Here is a 15,619-nt window from a genome sequence, read left to right on the forward strand (position 1 = left end):
TAAATCATACTGATAGCATGTTTAGACGCGAAAAGAATTAACTAATCATCAACCTGATACCGTTTTCATGGATATCGAGTAAAAAATCAGAATTGAAGGCTGCAACAAACGAAACTGAAATTTAATTACACGATGAGGCAATATAGGGATAAAAATGAGGCCGGTCTTGCCATTGCAAACCGGCCTGAAGAAATGAGTTCAAAAATTTGGGAAAAAGCGAGTTCTCGAGAACAAAGACGATTGGTTTTCCTCAAGAAACGCCTTCATTCTAACAAAGAACGGCAATAATTAAAGCATTTACTCTAAACGTTACTCATAAAAAAACGCCCCGACGATGACTCATCGGGGCTGCTATTCAGCCACATTCAATTACGTGAAATAAAAGGTCTGAAAGATAGAACATCTTACCTCTGTACCCTACGCCGACAACTGTACAGCAAAGCAGCAGAAAGTGAAAGTAATTTATGTAATTTAGTTTCAAGGGTAGGAAAAAGAAAAAATATTCATAATTTTCATGCAGATAAAAAAATCCCCAGTACGAATACCGGGGAGTTATAAAGGTGACTAGCTAGCACTTCCTCAACTATCCAGTTAGTCAGCAGTCCGTTACAGAAGTTCCGCTGCTTTGAGAAAAAACTCAAAAAATTCTGCGCGCCACGGCAAATTAAAAGTAACTTATTGTTAGATAATGATTTTATAAAATGGTGCCTGTTCTGCCACCCCCCCACCACAGAACAACCGTTTCACGTCACACGTGTCGTGCCGCATCCTGATGGATGCCCCCTATCCAGCGATGCAGAATCTCTACATCAGATCTGCCGACAGCCCAATAGAGCACACTAGCTGGTTCACACGACGCCCAGATTGCGCTGCAACTCTCTCAATACCTGCTTGGTGCCGGGCCGGATCCCTCGCCATACGGTAAAAGCCTCCGCAGCCTGTTCGACCAGCATGCCCAATCCATCCATGGTATGGCGCGCGCCATGTTGTTTGGCCCAGCCGATGAAGGCTGTGTCCGTTGCGCCATACATCATGTCGTAGATCGCGATGTCCGGGTGGATGAGGGTTGGAGCCAAAGGTGGCAACTCACCTTGCAGACTGGCTGAGGTGGAATTGATGATGAGATCGAACGGCCCCACCAGCTGTTCATAGGATTGAGCCGTGATGCTGCCCAGATCCCTGAATTCCACAGCCAACTGTTCCGCCTTGGCATGGGTACGGTTGACCACAACGATCTCGCCCGGTGCTTCCGCCAGCAGGGGGGCCAGGGCGCCACGAGCTGCGCCACCAGCTCCCAGAAGCAGGATCCTGCTACCGGCAAGGTTCACTCCGTGAGCCTTGAGATCGGCGACCAGCCCGGCGCCGTCGGTATTGTCACCCAGCAGCACGCCATCATCAGTCAGTTTGATGGTGTTGACCGCTCCCGCCCGCTTGGCCCTGGGGCTCAGCCGCTCCACCAGCACGAAGGCTTGCTCCTTGAAAGGTACGGTCACGTTGCACCCCTTCCCTCCTTCGGCGAAGAAGTGGTTCAGAGCGCTGGCAAACTCATCGACGGCCGGTTCTGCCAGACCATACTCCAGCTCTTGCTGGGTCTGCCTGGCAAACAGGGTATGAATGAAGGGAGATTTGCTATGGCGCACGGGGTGGCCAAAAACCAGATAACGATCCATCAAGGCGTTCCTTTTGAGGGTAATATCCCGATTTAACGGGTTTTCTCATGAAGGAACAAGCCGAATATCGGCCAATAAGAAGGGGCCATCATGGCCCCTCTGGTCACAACCACTCGCGCGGTTTGAGGTAGTCGCTGTAGAGCAATGCCTCCGGGCTGCCAGCCTCCGGCTGCCAGTCGTACTCCCAGCGCGCCAGCGGCGGCATCGACATCAGGATGGATTCGGTGCGCCCCCCCGTCTGCAGTCCGAACAGGGTCCCACGGTCGTAGACCAGATTGAACTCCACGTAGCGGCCACGGCGATAAAGCTGGAATGCCCGTTCCCGCTCCCCATAAGCAAGCTCCTTGCGTCGCTCGACAATCGGCAAGTAGGCCACGAGGTAACCCTCACCCACTGCACGCATAAAGGCAAAGCAGTCGGCAAAGGGCCAACGGTTCAGGTCATCGAAGAAAAGACCACCCACCCCGCGCGTCTCGCCCCGATGCTTGAGGAAGAAGTAACGATCGCACCAGGATTTGAACTCGGGATAAATGTCGGTGCCGAACGGCTGACAGAGCTCATGGGAGACCTGGTGCCAATGCCTCACGTCCTCTTCGAACGGATAGAAGGGCGTCAGGTCGAAGCCGCCACCAAACCACCAGATCGGCTCCTCCCCCTCTTTCTCGGCGATGAAGAACCGCACATTCGCATGGCTGGTCGGTACATAGGGATTATGCGGGTGGATCACCAGCGATACCCCCATGGCCTCAAACCTGCGGCCAGCCAGTTCGGGACGATGTGCGGTCGCGGATGCCGGCATGGCATCGCCATAAACATGGGAGAAGTTGACCCCACCTTGCTCGATCACCGCCCCCTGACGCAGCACCCGTGTTCTACCGCCACCACCACCTTCGCGACTCCAGGCATCTTCCACAAAGCGCCCGCATCCATCGGCCTGCTCCAGGCCACGGCAGATATCATCCTGCAATTGCAGCAGGAAGGCTTTTACCTGGGCCACATCCGGTTTGCTCATTTTATCTCCTGTCAGACAGGCATCATGCATGCACTGCCTGCACTTCTCGTAATGTCATGACCTCATCGCACAACCTGCATGAAACAGGGCCGTGCCCAACTCAGGATGGGCGAATGATGGCCCCGGTGCGGGCGTCCTTGATTTCGGACGGGTTGGCTTGCCCCCCGACTTCGCCGGGCAGAATGTAAGCCAGCTGGCTTGCCAGCAGATCGCCAATATCAGCCACCCGGCGAGCGGGCTCCTCACCGGTGAGATTGGCACTGGTGGACACCAGCGGTTTGCCAAATGCCCGGCAAAGCCCTTGCACCTGGGGATGGCCTGTGACCCGCACCGCCAGGGTCTCGAACTGACCGGTCAACCAGGGCGGCGTCGTCGCGCGAGCGGGCATGATCCAGGTGAAGGGACCAGGCCAGCTCGCCTGCACGCGAGCAAGCTGCTCATCGCTGAGCTGGCTCAAGTCGATGTAGTCCTGCAATTGCGCCAGATCTGCCGCGATCAGGATCAATCCCTTCTCCACCGGCCGCTGCTTGATGGCCAGCAGCCGCTGCACGGCGGCTTCGGAATCAGGATCACACCCCAGACCAAACACGGCTTCGGTGGCATAGGCGATAACCCCTTCTCCTTGAAGGGCGGCAACCGCTTGTTCAAATTCATTTGGCATAGGCACATGCGACAGCCACGCTGCCGCCTCTCATCACTGGATTGTATGTTGAACCGACATGACGGCATCGGGGCCATCACTGCTGCGATATGGGCTATATCCCTGCTCCTCTTCAGTCATGCATTTCGGCTCAGACGCTTGAGTGCATCAGTGAACCGAGCAACCGCAGGGAGTTTGAGATGGCGATCAGGTCAGGATCAAGGCAAGTTGGGCGATGCGCATCGGCTCACAACCTCACGCTGACCAGCAATCCGCCTGCCTGATCATGGGCGGCGAGATTATACCCGCTCAATCTGGTGGGAGCATTTCTTTTGCGGGCAGACCCAGCGCAGGTTTCCCCGCACCTTCTTCTCGATCATGATGCCCCAGCCACACTCGGGACAGGGCATGGGAACCGGCTTGTCATTCACCACATACTTGCAGTGAGGATAGGCGTCACACGAGTAGAACTGTTTGCCATAACGGGACGTGCGGCTCACCAGATGACCTTTACCACACTCCGGGCAGAGGATTTGGGTATCGTCACTCTCCTGAAGGGATTCGATATGCTGACAGGCCGGGTACTGGGTACATCCCACAAACAGACCGTAACGACCCTTCTTGATGGCCAGTGAATGGCCACAATCCGGACAGGACGACCCCTCGAGCACTTTCTCTATGTCGCGGCCAGAGGAGGTGAGGGAGCGAATGTAATCGCAAGCGGGATAGGCTGAACAACCAAGGAAGGGACCATGCTTGCCCTGGCGGATCACCAGTTCAGCACCGCACTGCGGACACGGCTCGCGCTCGAAGGCATGTTCGTGGGCAGAGAAGAGGTGGTGATCGATCTTTGACATGGGCCGCGCCTTGAAATCCAGATGGCCTGAATTCTACCAGCGCGGCACCGGGCTGTCAGTGGATGACGCCGTCCGACTCGTCAAACACCAGCTCTTCCATCTGCTGGTAGGCGTTTTCGCTGCCTGGCACATTGAACAGCACCATCATGACGACCCACTTCAGATCGTCCAGCTCGATGTCCGGCTTGTCCAGCTCGAGCAACCGTTCAATGCAGATTTCACGGGTTTCGGCATTCAGCACTTGCGCCTGCTCCAGGAACAGCAGGAAACCGCGACATTCAGTACTGAGGCGAACAAGCTCCTGCGGCGCATAGATCCGCATAGAGCCCTGCTGGCTTGCGGTGACATAGACTTCTCGCTCGCTGTCGTGCAGGTTGGCCAGTCGCTCCAGCCAGTTGAGCGCTTTCTCGATCTCGTCCTTGTCGAAACCGGCCCGGCTCAGTTCGTCGGTGAGTTCATCCTGCTCGACCATCACATCTGCATCGCTGTGGATGTAGGTCTCGAAAAGGTACATCAATACATCAAACATGATTCGCCCTCCTCGCTCTGACGTATCCACCGGCTACCGCCATCACTGCACCAACCAGCTCCAGCTCTACCAACCTGCCCAGTACGACATCGACAGGAAGCCGGGCCCGTTCGGCAACGGTATCCACGCTCGTGGTCTCATAATCTACGTTATCCAACAAATCGGCATAAGGCAATTCGCTATTATGCTGCGCCTCGGAAGAACCGTTGGCGGGTCCAGGGGGCAAGACCAGCCTTGGAAACTCTTCCAGGATATCGGCGGCATTCAAGACCAGCTTGGCACCCTGTTGAAGCAGACGGTTGCACCCTGCTGCCTGTGCATTTTGCGGGGCGCCGGGAACGGCAAAGACCTCGCGGCCCTGCTCCAGCGCATAACGGGCCGTGATGAGCGAACCACTCTGTTCTGCCGCTTCCACCACCAGTGTCCCCAGCGACAGGCCACTGATGATACGGTTGCGGCGAGGGAAGTGTTCAGCCAGGGGGCCTTGCTGGGGCGCCAACTCGGAGACAAGCAGACCCTCCTGCTCGAGGATCTGCATCGCCAACCCCTGATGACGCTTGGGGTAGAGACAATCCAGACCGGATCCCAGCACCGCCAGGGTGATTCCGCCCGATGCCAGCGCCTGCTGATGGCAGACGCCATCGATGCCCAACGCGAGGCCGGAGGTGATCGCCAGACCACAGTCCACCAACTCGGCACACAAGCGTGTCGCATTGTCTTTGCCGGCATAGGTGGGGTGGCGGGTACCCACCATCGCCAACTGTGGCAGAGAGAGGGATGAGACGTTCCCGCGGCAGTAGAGCAAGAGCGGGGCGCCGGGGATCTCTTTGAGCAGGGCAGGATATGCGGGGTCATCGGGACAGAGGAGGTGATTGCCAGGCTCGGCGGCCCAGCTCAATCCCTGCTCCACGACAGGAAGAGGCCATCTCATCTGCTGAATCTGGGCACTCTGCAGACCAAGAGCTCGCAGGGCGCCATCATCTGAGTCAAACAGAATTGTGATGTCACCACCCACATGAGCCAACAGGCGAGCGGCGGTGACCGGGCCTATGCCTGTAACGGCATCCAGCGTCAGCCATAGCGACAACCGCTCCAGTGGCAAGGACACGTCAGAAATTACTGACCTGATAACCAGATCCGACCAGATCCTGGCTCTGCAGGATAAGACCGTAACTCAATTTGTCGTAGACCTTGAACAGCATGACTCTGGCAACAGCCTCGGCAGGCAGCGATGACTTGCCGGCAGAATAGAACGCCTTGTCATAGACGGATGAATATTCCCGGTATGACACCTTGCCATTCTTGTCCACCATCTCGGCTCCCGGGCGCAGGATCTCGAGCACATCGCCCGGGGCCACCTGATCACGCTCCCCCTTGTTGATGAGTACCACATCAAACTTGCCCCCACCATGTACCTTGCTCGGCAGCTCGATCACATAGCCGGGGGAAATGGAAGGTGCCGCCTTTGGCATGAACACGGCAGAGATGCTCTCCTGCGACGGCAGCGGCATCACCTTGTCGCCCTGATACACCTCACGCCGGTTATGGGTCAGCGTCACTTTGGTGGTATCGTGGGCAAGGTACTCCTCTGCCCGCACCGTGCCGACAAAAATCGCCTCCTGACCGAGCAACTCGCCGGTATGCTTGTCCTTGTATGCCACTCCCGGACGATAGAGGCCATAACTCTGGCCCGGGTTCAGGGCTCCTTTCACATAGAGAATGTCACCCTCAAGCATCCCGACATGCTTGTCATTGTTGCCGAGCACATAGGGCAGGGCCTTGCTCTGCTGATTGTTGGCCAGAATGTGGTCGGTCTGCAGGAAGGGCGCTATCTCACTCAGAGGCAGGGTCGGTATGGGATTGGCCTTGTTTTCATAGCGGTTCTTGGGCGAGAGACGGATGACCTGCTTGCCCCCCTGACTGGCTTTGCCGAGCCGAGGCTCACCATTGACCCAGCTCAGGTGCAGCACGTCACCGGGATAGATCCAGTGGGGATTGGCGATCTGCGGATTGATGTTCCAGAGGCGTGGCCAGAGCCAGGGTTCGGCCAGATACTGGCCCGAGATGTCCCAGAGGGTGTCCCCTTTTTGCACCACATAAGTCTCGGGGTAACCGGATTTGAGCGTCAACTGCTGTGCCATGGCGCCACCGGCCAGGGCTGTCGCCAGGCAGGCGACGACGATTTGCTTCAGATACATAACACTCCCTGTTACTTCTGCACGCAAAGTGTTGCTGTTTTTTGTCGGCGTAAATGACTAGAATTACGTCAATATTGACTGCGTTTATATGAAACTAAAGAAAAAATTATGGCCATTCTAGATGTATTGCGTTTCCCCGATGAGCGTCTGCGCACAGTCGCGGCCCCTGTCGAAGCCTTTACACCCGAGTTACAACACATTGTAGATGATATGTTCGAAACCATGTACGCGGAGGAAGGCATCGGCCTGGCTGCGACCCAGGTCGACATTCATCAGCGCATCATCGTCATCGATGTCTCCGAGAACCGCGAAGAACAGCTGGTGTTGATCAACCCGGAGATCCTGGAACAGTCCGGCAGCACCGGCATCGAAGAGGGCTGCCTCTCCGTGCCCGGCAACCGTGCTCTGGTTCCGCGCGCCGAGTGGGTCAAGGTCAGGGCGCAAGATCGCCACGGCAACACCTTCGAGCTGGAAGCGGACGATCTGCTCGCCATCTGCATACAACATGAGATGGATCATCTGGTCGGCAAGCTGTTTGTGGATTACTTGTCCCCGCTCAAGCGCCAGCGCATTCGTCAGAAGCTGGAAAAGATGGCCCGTGAAGATCGCAAAGTCCTCTGAGGATCCGCTCCATTGAACAAGCTGAAACTGATTTTTGCCGGTACCCCCGACTTCGCCGCCCGTCATCTGGCGGCGTTGTTGTCTTCCGGCCACGAGGTCGTCGCCGTTTATACCCAACCGGACAAGCCCGCCGGTCGCGGCCAGAAGCTCACTGCCAGCCCGGTCAAGGAGCTGGCGCTGGCCCACGATCTGCCGGTCTACCAGCCTGCCTCCCTGCGCAATGAAGCGGCGCAGGCCGAACTGGCCGCTCTGGGTGCCGATCTGATGGTCGTCGTGGCTTATGGCCTCATCCTCCCCAAGGCGGTGCTTGATACGCCGCGTCTGGGCTGCATCAACGTCCACGGCTCCCTGCTGCCACGCTGGCGTGGTGCCGCCCCGATTCAACGCTCCATCTGGGCGGGGGATGCCGAAACCGGCGTCACCATCATGCAGATGGACGTGGGGCTGGATACCGGCGCCATGATCCGCAAGGTAACCTGCCCCATCGCCAGTGATGAGACCTCTGCCAGCCTCTATGACAAGCTGGCCGGTCTGGGCCCGCAGGCACTGGTCGATACCCTGGACGCCATGGCTGCCGGCGACACCGCTGCCGAGCCCCAGGACGATGCGCTGGCCAACTACGCCGAGAAGCTCTCCAAGGAAGAGGCCCGCATCGACTGGTCGATGGACGCCGTTGCCATCGAGCGCTGCATCCGAGCCTTCAACCCCTGGCCCATCAGCTGGTTCGACGTCGCCGGACAGACCGTCAAGGTGTGGCAGGCCGAGGTCGTCGCACAGGATCACGGCCAGGCAGCCGGTACCCTGCTCAAGGCCGACAAGCAGGGGATCGAGGTTGCCACCGGTCAGGGCGTGCTGCGCCTACTGACCCTGCAACCTCCCGGCAAGAAGGCCATGTCCGTTTCGGATCTGCTCAACTCTCGCCGCGACTGGTTTGAACCTGGCACGCAACTGATTTGATCTGGATTGAATTGACACAAGCGGGGCCCTGGCCCCGACTTGTGCATCTAAGGTAACGCTATGAAAACACGCGCACAGGCTGCTCTCGTCATTCAACAGGTGCTGGATCAGGGTCAATCTCTCTCCGCCGTTCTGCCTGCTGCCCAGGAGAAGGTCGCCCCTCGCGATCGCGCCCTCCTGCAAGAACTCTGCTACGGCACCCTGCGCTGGCTGCCCCGCCTCGATGCGGCGGTCAGCGAGATGATGGACAAGCCGCTCAAGAACAAGAGCCGCATCTTCCACTACCTCATCCTGGTCGGCCTCTACCAGCTCATCTATACCCGCATTCCGGCTCACGCCGCCGTGGCCGAGACCGTCAACGCCGTCAAGCTGCTCAAGGGTTCTTCCCTGCGCGGCCTCATCAACGGCGTACTGCGCAACTTCCAGCGCAGCGCCGAAGTGATTCTGCTGCGCATCGACCGCGTTCCCAGCGTCCGCCTCGGCCACCCCGAATGGCTCACCAAGCGCCTGCGTCAGGCCTATCCCGATGACTGGGAGTTCATCATGGAGGCCAACAACCAGCGCCCGCCCATGTGGATCCGCAACAACAGCCAGCGCCAGAGCCGCGAGGCCATGCTGGTCCGCATGAGCGAGGCGGGCATCCCGGCCATGGCCGGTGTGGAAGGGGAAGATTGCATCCTGCTGGAGCGCCCCTGCGACGTGACCAAGCTGCCCGGCTTCGAGCAGGGTGACTGCTCGGTGCAGGACGGTGCCGCCCAGCAGGCCGCCGCCCTGCTCGATCCCCAGCCGGGCGAGTGGGTGCTGGACGCCTGCGCCGCCCCCGGCGGCAAAACCGCCCACCTGCTGGAACGCCAGCCGGCCCTTGCCGGCGTGGTTGCCGTCGACGCCGATGACAACCGCCTCAAGCGGGTGCAGGAGAACCTGGATCGCATCGGCCTTCAGGCCCAAGTGATCCACGGTGATGCCAGCACGCCGGATCTGTGGTGGCCACAGGGGCAGTTCGACCGCATCCTGCTGGATGCCCCCTGCTCCGCCACCGGCGTCATCCGTCGTCACCCCGACATCAAGTGGTTGCGCCGGGATCAGGACATCCGCGAGCTGGCCGAGCTGCAACGCCGCATTCTCGACGCCCTCTGGGGCAAGCTGAAGCAGGGCGGCACCCTGCTCTACGCCACCTGCTCCGTGTTGCCGGAAGAGAACCGGGAGCAGATCCGCGCCTTCCTGGCCGATACCCCGGATGCCCGCCTGGTGCCGTTGCATGCAGAAGACACCCCGGCCTGTCCGGGTCGCCAGTTCCTGCCCGGCGAGGCGGAGATGGACGGCTTCTACTATGCCAAGCTCATCAAGCTGTAGGCCGAACCGGCGGATGGCAGGCCCGGTGACGGGCCGCCTCATTACGAAGCAACAACCTTGAGTAAGATGGCCTTATGAAAATCATCATTCTGGGCGCAGGTCAGGTGGGTGGCACCCTGGCCGAGAATCTCGCCGGCGAGAACAACGACATCACCATCGTCGACACCGATAGCGAGCGCCTGCGCGAACTGCAGGACAAATTCGACCTGCGGGTGGTGAATGGCCACGGCGCCCATCCCAGGGTGCTGCGCGAAGCCGGCGCCCAGGATGCCGACATGCTGGTCGCCGTCACCAACAGCGACGAGACCAACATGGTCGCCTGCCAGGTCGCCTACTCCCTGTTCAACACCCCGAACAAGGTGGCGCGCATTCGCTCCCCCGCCTATCTGGTGGAGCGGGATCGCCTGTTCCTGCCCGAATCCGTCCCCGTGGATCACCTGATCGCCCCCGAGCAGTTGGTGACCGACTACGTGCGTCGCCTGATCGAGTATCCGGGTGCGTTGCAGGTGGTGGATTTTGCCGACGGCAAGGTGGGCCTGGTGGCGGTCAAGGCCTATTACGGCGGCCCCCTGGTGGGCAATGCGCTCTCCACCCTGCGGGAACACATGCCAAACATCGAAACCCGGGTCGCCGCCATCTTCCGCCAGGGACGCTCCATCCGTCCCCAGGGCACCACCATCATCGAAGCCGATGACGAGGTGTTCTTCGTGGCCGCGGCGGGCCATATCCGCGCCGTGATGTCGGAGCTGCAACGCCTCGAGAGCCCCTACCGGCGCATCATGATCGTCGGCGGCGGCAACATAGGCGCCGGTCTCGCCCGCCAGCTAGAGAAGCGCTACAGCGTCAAGCTCATCGAGCGCAACCAGAAGCGGGCGGAGCAGCTCTCCGAGCATCTGGAACACACCATCGTCTTCTGCGGCGATGCGGCGGATCAGGAGCTGCTGGCGGAGGAGCACATCGACCAGATCGACGTCTTCATCGCGGTGACCAACGAGGATGAGGCCAACATCATGTCGGCCCTGCTCGCCAAAAAGATGGGGGCCAAGAAGACCATGGTCCTGATCCAGCGCGGCGCCTACGTGGACCTGGTACAGGGCGGCTCCATCGACATCGCCATTTCCCCCCAGCAGGCCACCATCTCGGCCCTGCTGACCCATGTGCGCCGTGCCGACATCGCCAACGTCTACAGCCTGCGCCGCGGGGCGGCCGAAGCCATCGAGGCGATCGCCCACGGGGACGAGAACACCTCCAAGGTGGTGGGCAAGACGGTGGGCGAGCTCAAGCTGCCCCCGGGCACCACCATAGGCGCAGTGGTGCGCGGTGATGAGGTGCTGATCGCCCACGATCGTACCCAGATACAGCAGGATGACCACGTGGTGATGTTCCTGGTGGACAAGAAGTACATCCCGGAAGTGGAGCGTCTGTTCCAGCCCAGTCCCTTCTTCCTGTAAGCCGGCCATGTCTCTGGCAACGGTATCCGGACCCGGCCCCTTTTCTCAGGAAAGGTCCGGGTCTTTTTTCAATCAACGACCAGGTTTTCTTGCATGATCAAGCTGCATCCCATCGTCTTCACGCTCGGGCTGGTGCTCTCCAAGCTGGCGCTCTTCATGTGGCTGCCCACCCTGCTGGCCCTGCTGACCGGTTCGGAAGGTTTCGTCGAATTTCTCAAGTCGGTCTTGATCACCCATGGTGCCGCTCTGCTCTGCCTCCATTACGGTCGCAAGGCAGAGTTTCACCTCGGCGTGCGGGAGATGTTCCTGCTCACCACCTCGGTCTGGGTGGTCGCCTGCGTCTTCGGGGCCCTGCCCTTCGTCTTCATCACCCATATCGACTTTGCCGACGCCTACTTCGAGACCATGTCGGGGGTCACCACCACGGGATCCACCGTGCTGTCGGGGCTCGACGGCATGGCCCACAGCATCCTGCTGTGGCGATCCATCCTGCAGTGGCTGGGCGGGGTCGGCTTCATCGTGATGGCGGTGGCGGTGCTGCCCTACCTCAACGTCGGTGGCATGAAGCTGTTCCAGACCGAGAGCTCGGATTGGTCCGACAAGAGCGCCCCCCGCGCCAAAACGGTGGCCAACAACATAGTGCTGGTCTATCTGGTGCTCTCCATGCTCTGCTTCCTCGCCTACTGGGTGAGTGGCATGAACCTGTTCGAAGCGGTCAACCACGCCATGACGACCCTGAGCACCGGCGGCTACTCCACCTCGGACCAATCCATGTCCCACTTCTCCCACGCGGCGCACTGGATAGGCACCCTCTTCATGTTCCTCGGTGGCCTGCCCTTCCTGCTCTATGTGCAGGCTCTCTCCCGCCGTGACAACAGCCTGTTCAAGGATGCCCAGGTGCAGGGCTTCTTCTGGCTGATCGTCTGGGTGACCCTGGTCGTCACCTTCTATCTCTGGGTGAGAGACATCTACGGCTTCATGGATGCCTTGCGCATCAGCAGCTTCAATATCGTCTCCGTGCTCACCACCACGGGTTTCGGACTCGGCGACTTCGGCACCTGGGGCCCGCTCACCACCATTATCTTCATCATCCTGCTGGCACTCGGCGCCTGCTCCGGCTCCACCTCGGGCGGGCTCAAGATCTTCCGGATCCAGGTGGCCTTCGCCCTGTTCAAGAAACAGATGCGCCAGCTGATGCACCCCTCCGCCGTGTTTCCCCAGAAGTACAACGGCCGTCCGGTCAACGACGCCATCATCCGCTCCCTGATCTCCTTCGTGCTGGTCTACTTCGCCATCATCCTGCTCATCGCCGCCCTGCTCGCCGCCATCGGGCTGGACCCCCTGACCGCCATCTCGGGCTCCATTACCGCCGTGGCCAACGTGGGCCCGGGCATGGGGCCTGTCATCGGTCCCAGCACCAACTTCGCCAGTCTGCCGGATGCGGCCAAGTGGATACTGTCGTTCGGCATGCTGCTGGGACGCCTCGAGATCCTGACGGTGGCGGTGCTCTTCTTCCCCTCCTTCTGGAAGCAATAAGCAGCCGTCCAGGCTGTTGCATGAAACGAAAAGGGCAGCCAATGGCTGCCCTTTTCGTTGTCCCTGCGAATGACGACTCCCCTCAGTCCGCCGACTCCTCTCGCTCCAGCGCCCTGTCCACCAGAGCGTCCGGCAAGGGCTTGGACACCTCGACCCCCAGCTCGCGAAAGCGCTCGGCCTGGGCGATCAGGTTGCCACGACCGTTGACCAGCCGGCCCATCGCCTTGTCGTAGCTCTCCTGCGCCTTGTGCAAGCTGCCCCCCATCTGCTGCATCTCCTCCACGAACAGCCGCAGCTTCTCGTAGAGGCGGCCGGCCCGCTCCGCTATCTGGCGCGAGTTCTGGTTCTGCCGCTCGTAGCGCCACAGGTTCTCTATGGTGCGCAGGGCCACCATCAGGTTGGTAGGGCTCACCAGCAGGATGTTGTGTTCCAGCCCGTAGCGCACCAGGGAAGGGTCCGCTTCCAGGGCAGCGAGGAAGGCAGGCTCCACCGCCACGAACATCAGCACATAGTCCAGGGTGCGCACCCCGGGCAACTGCTGGTAATCCTTGCGGCCCAGCTCGCGGATATGGTTGCGCACCGAGGCGACGTGCTCCTTGAGCGCCACCGCCTTCTCCAGATCGTCAGCGGCGTTGTACCAGCGCTCATAGGCGGTCAGCGACACCTTGGCGTCGATGATGATGTCCTTCTCCTGGGGCAGGTGGACGATGACGTCGGGTTGGTAGCGCTTGCCCTTGTCCACCTCGATGTTGACCTGGGTGTGGTACTCATGCCCCTCGCGCAGGCCGCACTCGGAGAGGATCCGCGCCAGCACCACCTCCCCCCAGTTGCCCTGCTGCTTGCTGTCGCCCTTGAGGGCCCGGGTCAGCGCCGCCGCCTCTTCGGTCATGCGGGCGTTGAGCTCGGCAAGGCGCTCCAGCTCGAACTTGAGGTTGTGGCGCTGGGCCGTCTCCTGGGCGTGGGTCTCTCCCACCTGGCGGCGAAAGCCCTCCAACTGCTCCTTGAGTGGAGTCAGCAGGAGATCCATGCTGTTCTGATTCAGTTCGCGGAAGTTTCCAGCATTTTGTTCAAAGATACGATTGGCGAGGTTCTCGAACTGCTGGCTGAGGCGCTGTTCAGCCTCTTGTTGCAGTTGCAGCTTCTCGGCGCTGGCGATGCGCTCGCTGCGCAGGGTCGCCTCGGCTTCCTTGAGACGGGCGGTGAGCTTGAGCAGCAGGGTCTGCTGCTGATCCAGCTTCTGCTGAGCCAGCATCTTCTCGTCCTGCAGCGCGTCCCAGCGATCCTGCAACCCCTGATAACGCTCCTCCAGCAGCAGCGCCTCTTCACGGCCGCTACGTCGCCCCCACCACCAGCCGAACAGCAGCGCCAGCCCGCCAACCAGCATGGCAGGCCACCAGGTCAGCAGCGGGGTCATCGGCGCCCCCGCTGGCGCAGGAAGAGTTCGAGATAGCGGTTGAGCAGCAACCAGATCAGCACATAGAGCAGATAGGCCGCCAGCACCACCCACTTGTGGCTGTTGACCCCGGTATCCAGTTCACTGAACTCGATACCCTTGAGATGGCAGTAGGCCCACATCAGCAGGGGGAAGACATAGAGCAGAGAAGCACGCCACAGAAATAGCCACATGAGTTCATTCAATCCCGCAAAAAGACCCGCCTAGCTTACACAAGGGCAACCCGGCTTGCGATCCTGCCCGCCGCTATTCTCTGGCTTGCCGGCCTAAAACTGGATAAAATTAACCCCTAATAGGTATAGGGGTAGGCATGACGCATTTTTTCTGTCGCTGGCTGGCACACGCATGGGGGAGCCCCCGCAGACCCGAGGTGGTCTGCCATGAGGCACGCCCGCCCTGGGCCATCGACGAGTCCCAGTTCCTCACCCTCTGCACCCGTTGTGGCGACTGCTTCAAGGCGTGTCCCAACGGCCTCATCAAGCCCGCCGATCGCCCCGAATATGACGGCAGCCCCATCGCCGGTACCCCAGTGCTGGATCTCGCCTGTGGCCAGTGCAGCTATTGCGGCAGCTGCGCCAGAGCCTGCCCCACGGGCGCACTCGATCTCTGCCTCGGCCGCCAGGTGCAGACCCGGGTCAGGATAGAGGCGAGCTGCCAGGCCCGTCAGGGCTACTACTGCCTGCTGTGCGAAGATGCCTGCCCCCAGCAGGCGATCAAGGTCGGCAGCGAGGGAGTGACCGTCAACATGGCCGCCTGCGATGGCTGCGGCGCTTGCGGCCTCGCCTGTCTGCACGGTGCCATCACCCTTGTGCCCCAGCTCTGACCGCTGGCAATGACAGAGGGGCCCGCAGGCCCCTCTGTCATTCACCGTGGCATCATGCCATGGTCAGGATATTATCCTGCTCTATACCGAGAAGGTGGCACAGACGAGTGGGATCCCGCACCGCATCCGCCAAAGTGTACTCTCCCAGCACCTCGAGGAAGGCGTGCATGGCGCGGCGCAGAATGCCCTGGATGCGGCAGCCCCCGGAGAGACGGCAGTTTTCGCGCTTGCAGTCCACCGGGCAGAGCACGTGCTCCATGTCCATCACCACATCGCGCAGGTTGATGGAGACGGCGGCACGGCCGAGGCGGATGCCCCCATGCTTGCCACGCACCGTCTCGATGTAACCCTTGATGCCGAGCTGATGCACTATCTTGACCACGTGATTGCGGGAGATGGCGAAGGTGTCGGCCACTTCCGTGATGGTCGACAGGCGATCACCGGGCTGGATGGCCAGGAAGGTCAGGGTACGCAGGGCGTAGTCGGTAAATCGTGTCAGTTGCATGGTCGCACTTGCCT

The 15,619-nt window shown here is 60.3% G+C and carries 16 protein-coding genes; 6 read left to right on the plus strand and 10 right to left on the minus strand.

Annotated features, from left to right (window positions below):
• Positions 1 to 848: 848 nt before the first annotated feature.
• The 7 genes from aroE to C3418_RS12395 form a co-directional block, all read right to left on the minus strand.
• On the minus strand, positions 849 to 1,670 hold the full coding sequence (aroE, locus tag C3418_RS12365) for a shikimate dehydrogenase (protein ID WP_041214090.1): 822 nt from the start codon (positions 1,668 to 1,670) through the stop codon (positions 849 to 851).
• 103 nt (positions 1,671 to 1,773) lie between these two features.
• Positions 1,774 to 2,682 (minus strand): oxygen-dependent coproporphyrinogen oxidase, encoded by a 909-nt coding sequence (hemF, locus tag C3418_RS12370; protein WP_103858638.1) that lies wholly within the window; start codon positions 2,680 to 2,682, stop codon positions 1,774 to 1,776.
• A 100-nt stretch (positions 2,683 to 2,782) separates the two neighbouring features.
• Complete coding sequence (locus tag C3418_RS12375) at positions 2,783 to 3,343, minus strand: Sua5/YciO/YrdC/YwlC family protein (protein WP_103858639.1); 561 nt, start codon at positions 3,341 to 3,343, stop codon at positions 2,783 to 2,785.
• 278 nt (positions 3,344 to 3,621) lie between these two features.
• The gene (locus tag C3418_RS12380; RefSeq protein ID WP_103858640.1) at positions 3,622 to 4,179 is read right to left on the minus strand and encodes a type I DNA topoisomerase; all 558 of its coding nucleotides are present in this window, start codon (positions 4,177 to 4,179) and stop codon (positions 3,622 to 3,624) included.
• Between the two features lie 55 nt (positions 4,180 to 4,234).
• Positions 4,235 to 4,708 carry a DUF494 family protein gene (locus tag C3418_RS12385; RefSeq protein ID WP_010672510.1) on the minus strand — a complete coding sequence of 158 codons (474 nt, stop codon included), beginning with the start codon at positions 4,706 to 4,708 and terminating at the stop codon, positions 4,235 to 4,237.
• Positions 4,701 to 5,816, minus strand: coding sequence for a DNA-processing protein DprA (dprA, locus tag C3418_RS12390; protein WP_103858641.1), 1,116 nt, complete (start codon positions 5,814 to 5,816; stop codon positions 4,701 to 4,703). Before dprA ends, C3418_RS12385 begins: the two co-directional genes overlap by 8 nt.
• A 1-nt stretch (position 5,817) precedes the next feature.
• Positions 5,818 to 6,906: a LysM peptidoglycan-binding domain-containing protein gene (locus C3418_RS12395; protein WP_103858642.1), complete on the minus strand. Its 1,089-nt coding sequence runs from the start codon at positions 6,904 to 6,906 to the stop codon at positions 5,818 to 5,820.
• 108 nt (positions 6,907 to 7,014) lie between these two features.
• Between C3418_RS12395 and def the strand changes: the two genes are divergently transcribed.
• From def to C3418_RS12420, 5 genes are all read left to right on the plus strand, one after another.
• A complete protein-coding gene (gene def / locus C3418_RS12400) occupies positions 7,015 to 7,527 on the plus strand; it encodes a peptide deformylase (RefSeq protein ID WP_010672507.1) in 513 nt (170 codons plus the stop codon).
• A 12-nt stretch (positions 7,528 to 7,539) separates the two neighbouring features.
• On the plus strand, positions 7,540 to 8,484 hold the full coding sequence (gene fmt / locus C3418_RS12405; RefSeq protein ID WP_042015233.1) for a methionyl-tRNA formyltransferase: 945 nt from the start codon (positions 7,540 to 7,542) through the stop codon (positions 8,482 to 8,484).
• Positions 8,485 to 8,544: 60 nt separating this feature from the next.
• Positions 8,545 to 9,837 (plus strand): 16S rRNA (cytosine(967)-C(5))-methyltransferase RsmB, encoded by a 1,293-nt coding sequence (gene rsmB / locus C3418_RS12410; protein ID WP_103858643.1) that lies wholly within the window; start codon positions 8,545 to 8,547, stop codon positions 9,835 to 9,837.
• A 74-nt stretch (positions 9,838 to 9,911) separates the two neighbouring features.
• Positions 9,912 to 11,288, plus strand: coding sequence for a Trk system potassium transporter TrkA (gene trkA / locus C3418_RS12415; RefSeq protein WP_010672504.1), 1,377 nt, complete (start codon positions 9,912 to 9,914; stop codon positions 11,286 to 11,288).
• A 93-nt stretch (positions 11,289 to 11,381) separates the two neighbouring features.
• Positions 11,382 to 12,824 carry a TrkH family potassium uptake protein gene (locus C3418_RS12420; protein WP_103858644.1) on the plus strand — a complete coding sequence of 481 codons (1,443 nt, stop codon included), beginning with the start codon at positions 11,382 to 11,384 and terminating at the stop codon, positions 12,822 to 12,824.
• Positions 12,825 to 12,906: 82 nt separating this feature from the next.
• Here the strand turns inward: C3418_RS12420 and rmuC are convergent, their stop codons facing one another.
• Both rmuC and C3418_RS12430 read right to left on the minus strand, forming a co-directional pair.
• The gene (gene rmuC / locus C3418_RS12425) at positions 12,907 to 14,238 is read right to left on the minus strand and encodes a DNA recombination protein RmuC (RefSeq protein WP_103858645.1); all 1,332 of its coding nucleotides are present in this window, start codon (positions 14,236 to 14,238) and stop codon (positions 12,907 to 12,909) included.
• Positions 14,235 to 14,450, minus strand: coding sequence for a hypothetical protein (locus C3418_RS12430; RefSeq protein WP_010672501.1), 216 nt, complete (start codon positions 14,448 to 14,450; stop codon positions 14,235 to 14,237). The genes rmuC and C3418_RS12430 overlap by 4 nt, the downstream gene beginning before the upstream one ends.
• A gap of 137 nt (positions 14,451 to 14,587) precedes the next feature.
• On the opposite strand from C3418_RS12430, the gene C3418_RS12435 reads away from it, so the two are divergent.
• On the plus strand, positions 14,588 to 15,100 hold the full coding sequence (locus C3418_RS12435) for a ferredoxin-type protein NapF (protein WP_010672500.1): 513 nt from the start codon (positions 14,588 to 14,590) through the stop codon (positions 15,098 to 15,100).
• 52 nt (positions 15,101 to 15,152) lie between these two features.
• Here the strand turns inward: C3418_RS12435 and C3418_RS12440 are convergent, their stop codons facing one another.
• Entirely contained in the window at positions 15,153 to 15,605 is a 453-nt protein-coding gene (locus C3418_RS12440; protein ID WP_010672499.1) for an Rrf2 family transcriptional regulator, read from the minus strand.
• Positions 15,606 to 15,619 lie beyond the last annotated feature (14 nt).

The organism is Aeromonas sp. ASNIH8 (assembly GCF_002919855.1).
Lineage (GTDB): Bacteria > Pseudomonadota > Gammaproteobacteria > Enterobacterales > Aeromonadaceae > Aeromonas > Aeromonas caviae.

Excerpts from the sequence above, each read along its gene's own strand:
- aroE (WP_041214090.1), bottom strand. The coding sequence starts at position 1,670 with ATGGATCGTTATCTGGTTTTTGGCCACCCCGTGCGCCATAGCAAATCT.
- hemF (WP_103858638.1), bottom strand. The coding sequence starts at position 2,682 with ATGAGCAAACCGGATGTGGCCCAGGTAAAAGCCTTCCTGCTGCAATTG.
- C3418_RS12375 (WP_103858639.1), bottom strand. The coding sequence starts at position 3,343 with ATGCCAAATGAATTTGAACAAGCGGTTGCCGCCCTTCAAGGAGAAGGG.
- C3418_RS12380 (WP_103858640.1), bottom strand. The coding sequence starts at position 4,179 with ATGTCAAAGATCGATCACCACCTCTTCTCTGCCCACGAACATGCCTTC.
- C3418_RS12385 (WP_010672510.1), bottom strand. The coding sequence starts at position 4,708 with ATGTTTGATGTATTGATGTACCTTTTCGAGACCTACATCCACAGCGAT.
- C3418_RS12395 (WP_103858642.1), bottom strand. The coding sequence starts at position 6,906 with ATGTATCTGAAGCAAATCGTCGTCGCCTGCCTGGCGACAGCCCTGGCC.
- def (WP_010672507.1), top strand. The coding sequence starts at position 7,015 with ATGGCCATTCTAGATGTATTGCGTTTCCCCGATGAGCGTCTGCGCACA.
- rsmB (WP_103858643.1), top strand. The coding sequence starts at position 8,545 with ATGAAAACACGCGCACAGGCTGCTCTCGTCATTCAACAGGTGCTGGAT.
- trkA (WP_010672504.1), top strand. The coding sequence starts at position 9,912 with ATGAAAATCATCATTCTGGGCGCAGGTCAGGTGGGTGGCACCCTGGCC.
- C3418_RS12420 (WP_103858644.1), top strand. The coding sequence starts at position 11,382 with ATGATCAAGCTGCATCCCATCGTCTTCACGCTCGGGCTGGTGCTCTCC.
- rmuC (WP_103858645.1), bottom strand. The coding sequence starts at position 14,238 with ATGACCCCGCTGCTGACCTGGTGGCCTGCCATGCTGGTTGGCGGGCTG.
- C3418_RS12430 (WP_010672501.1), bottom strand. The coding sequence starts at position 14,450 with ATGTGGCTATTTCTGTGGCGTGCTTCTCTGCTCTATGTCTTCCCCCTG.
- C3418_RS12435 (WP_010672500.1), top strand. The coding sequence starts at position 14,588 with ATGACGCATTTTTTCTGTCGCTGGCTGGCACACGCATGGGGGAGCCCC.
- C3418_RS12440 (WP_010672499.1), bottom strand. The coding sequence starts at position 15,605 with ATGCAACTGACACGATTTACCGACTACGCCCTGCGTACCCTGACCTTC.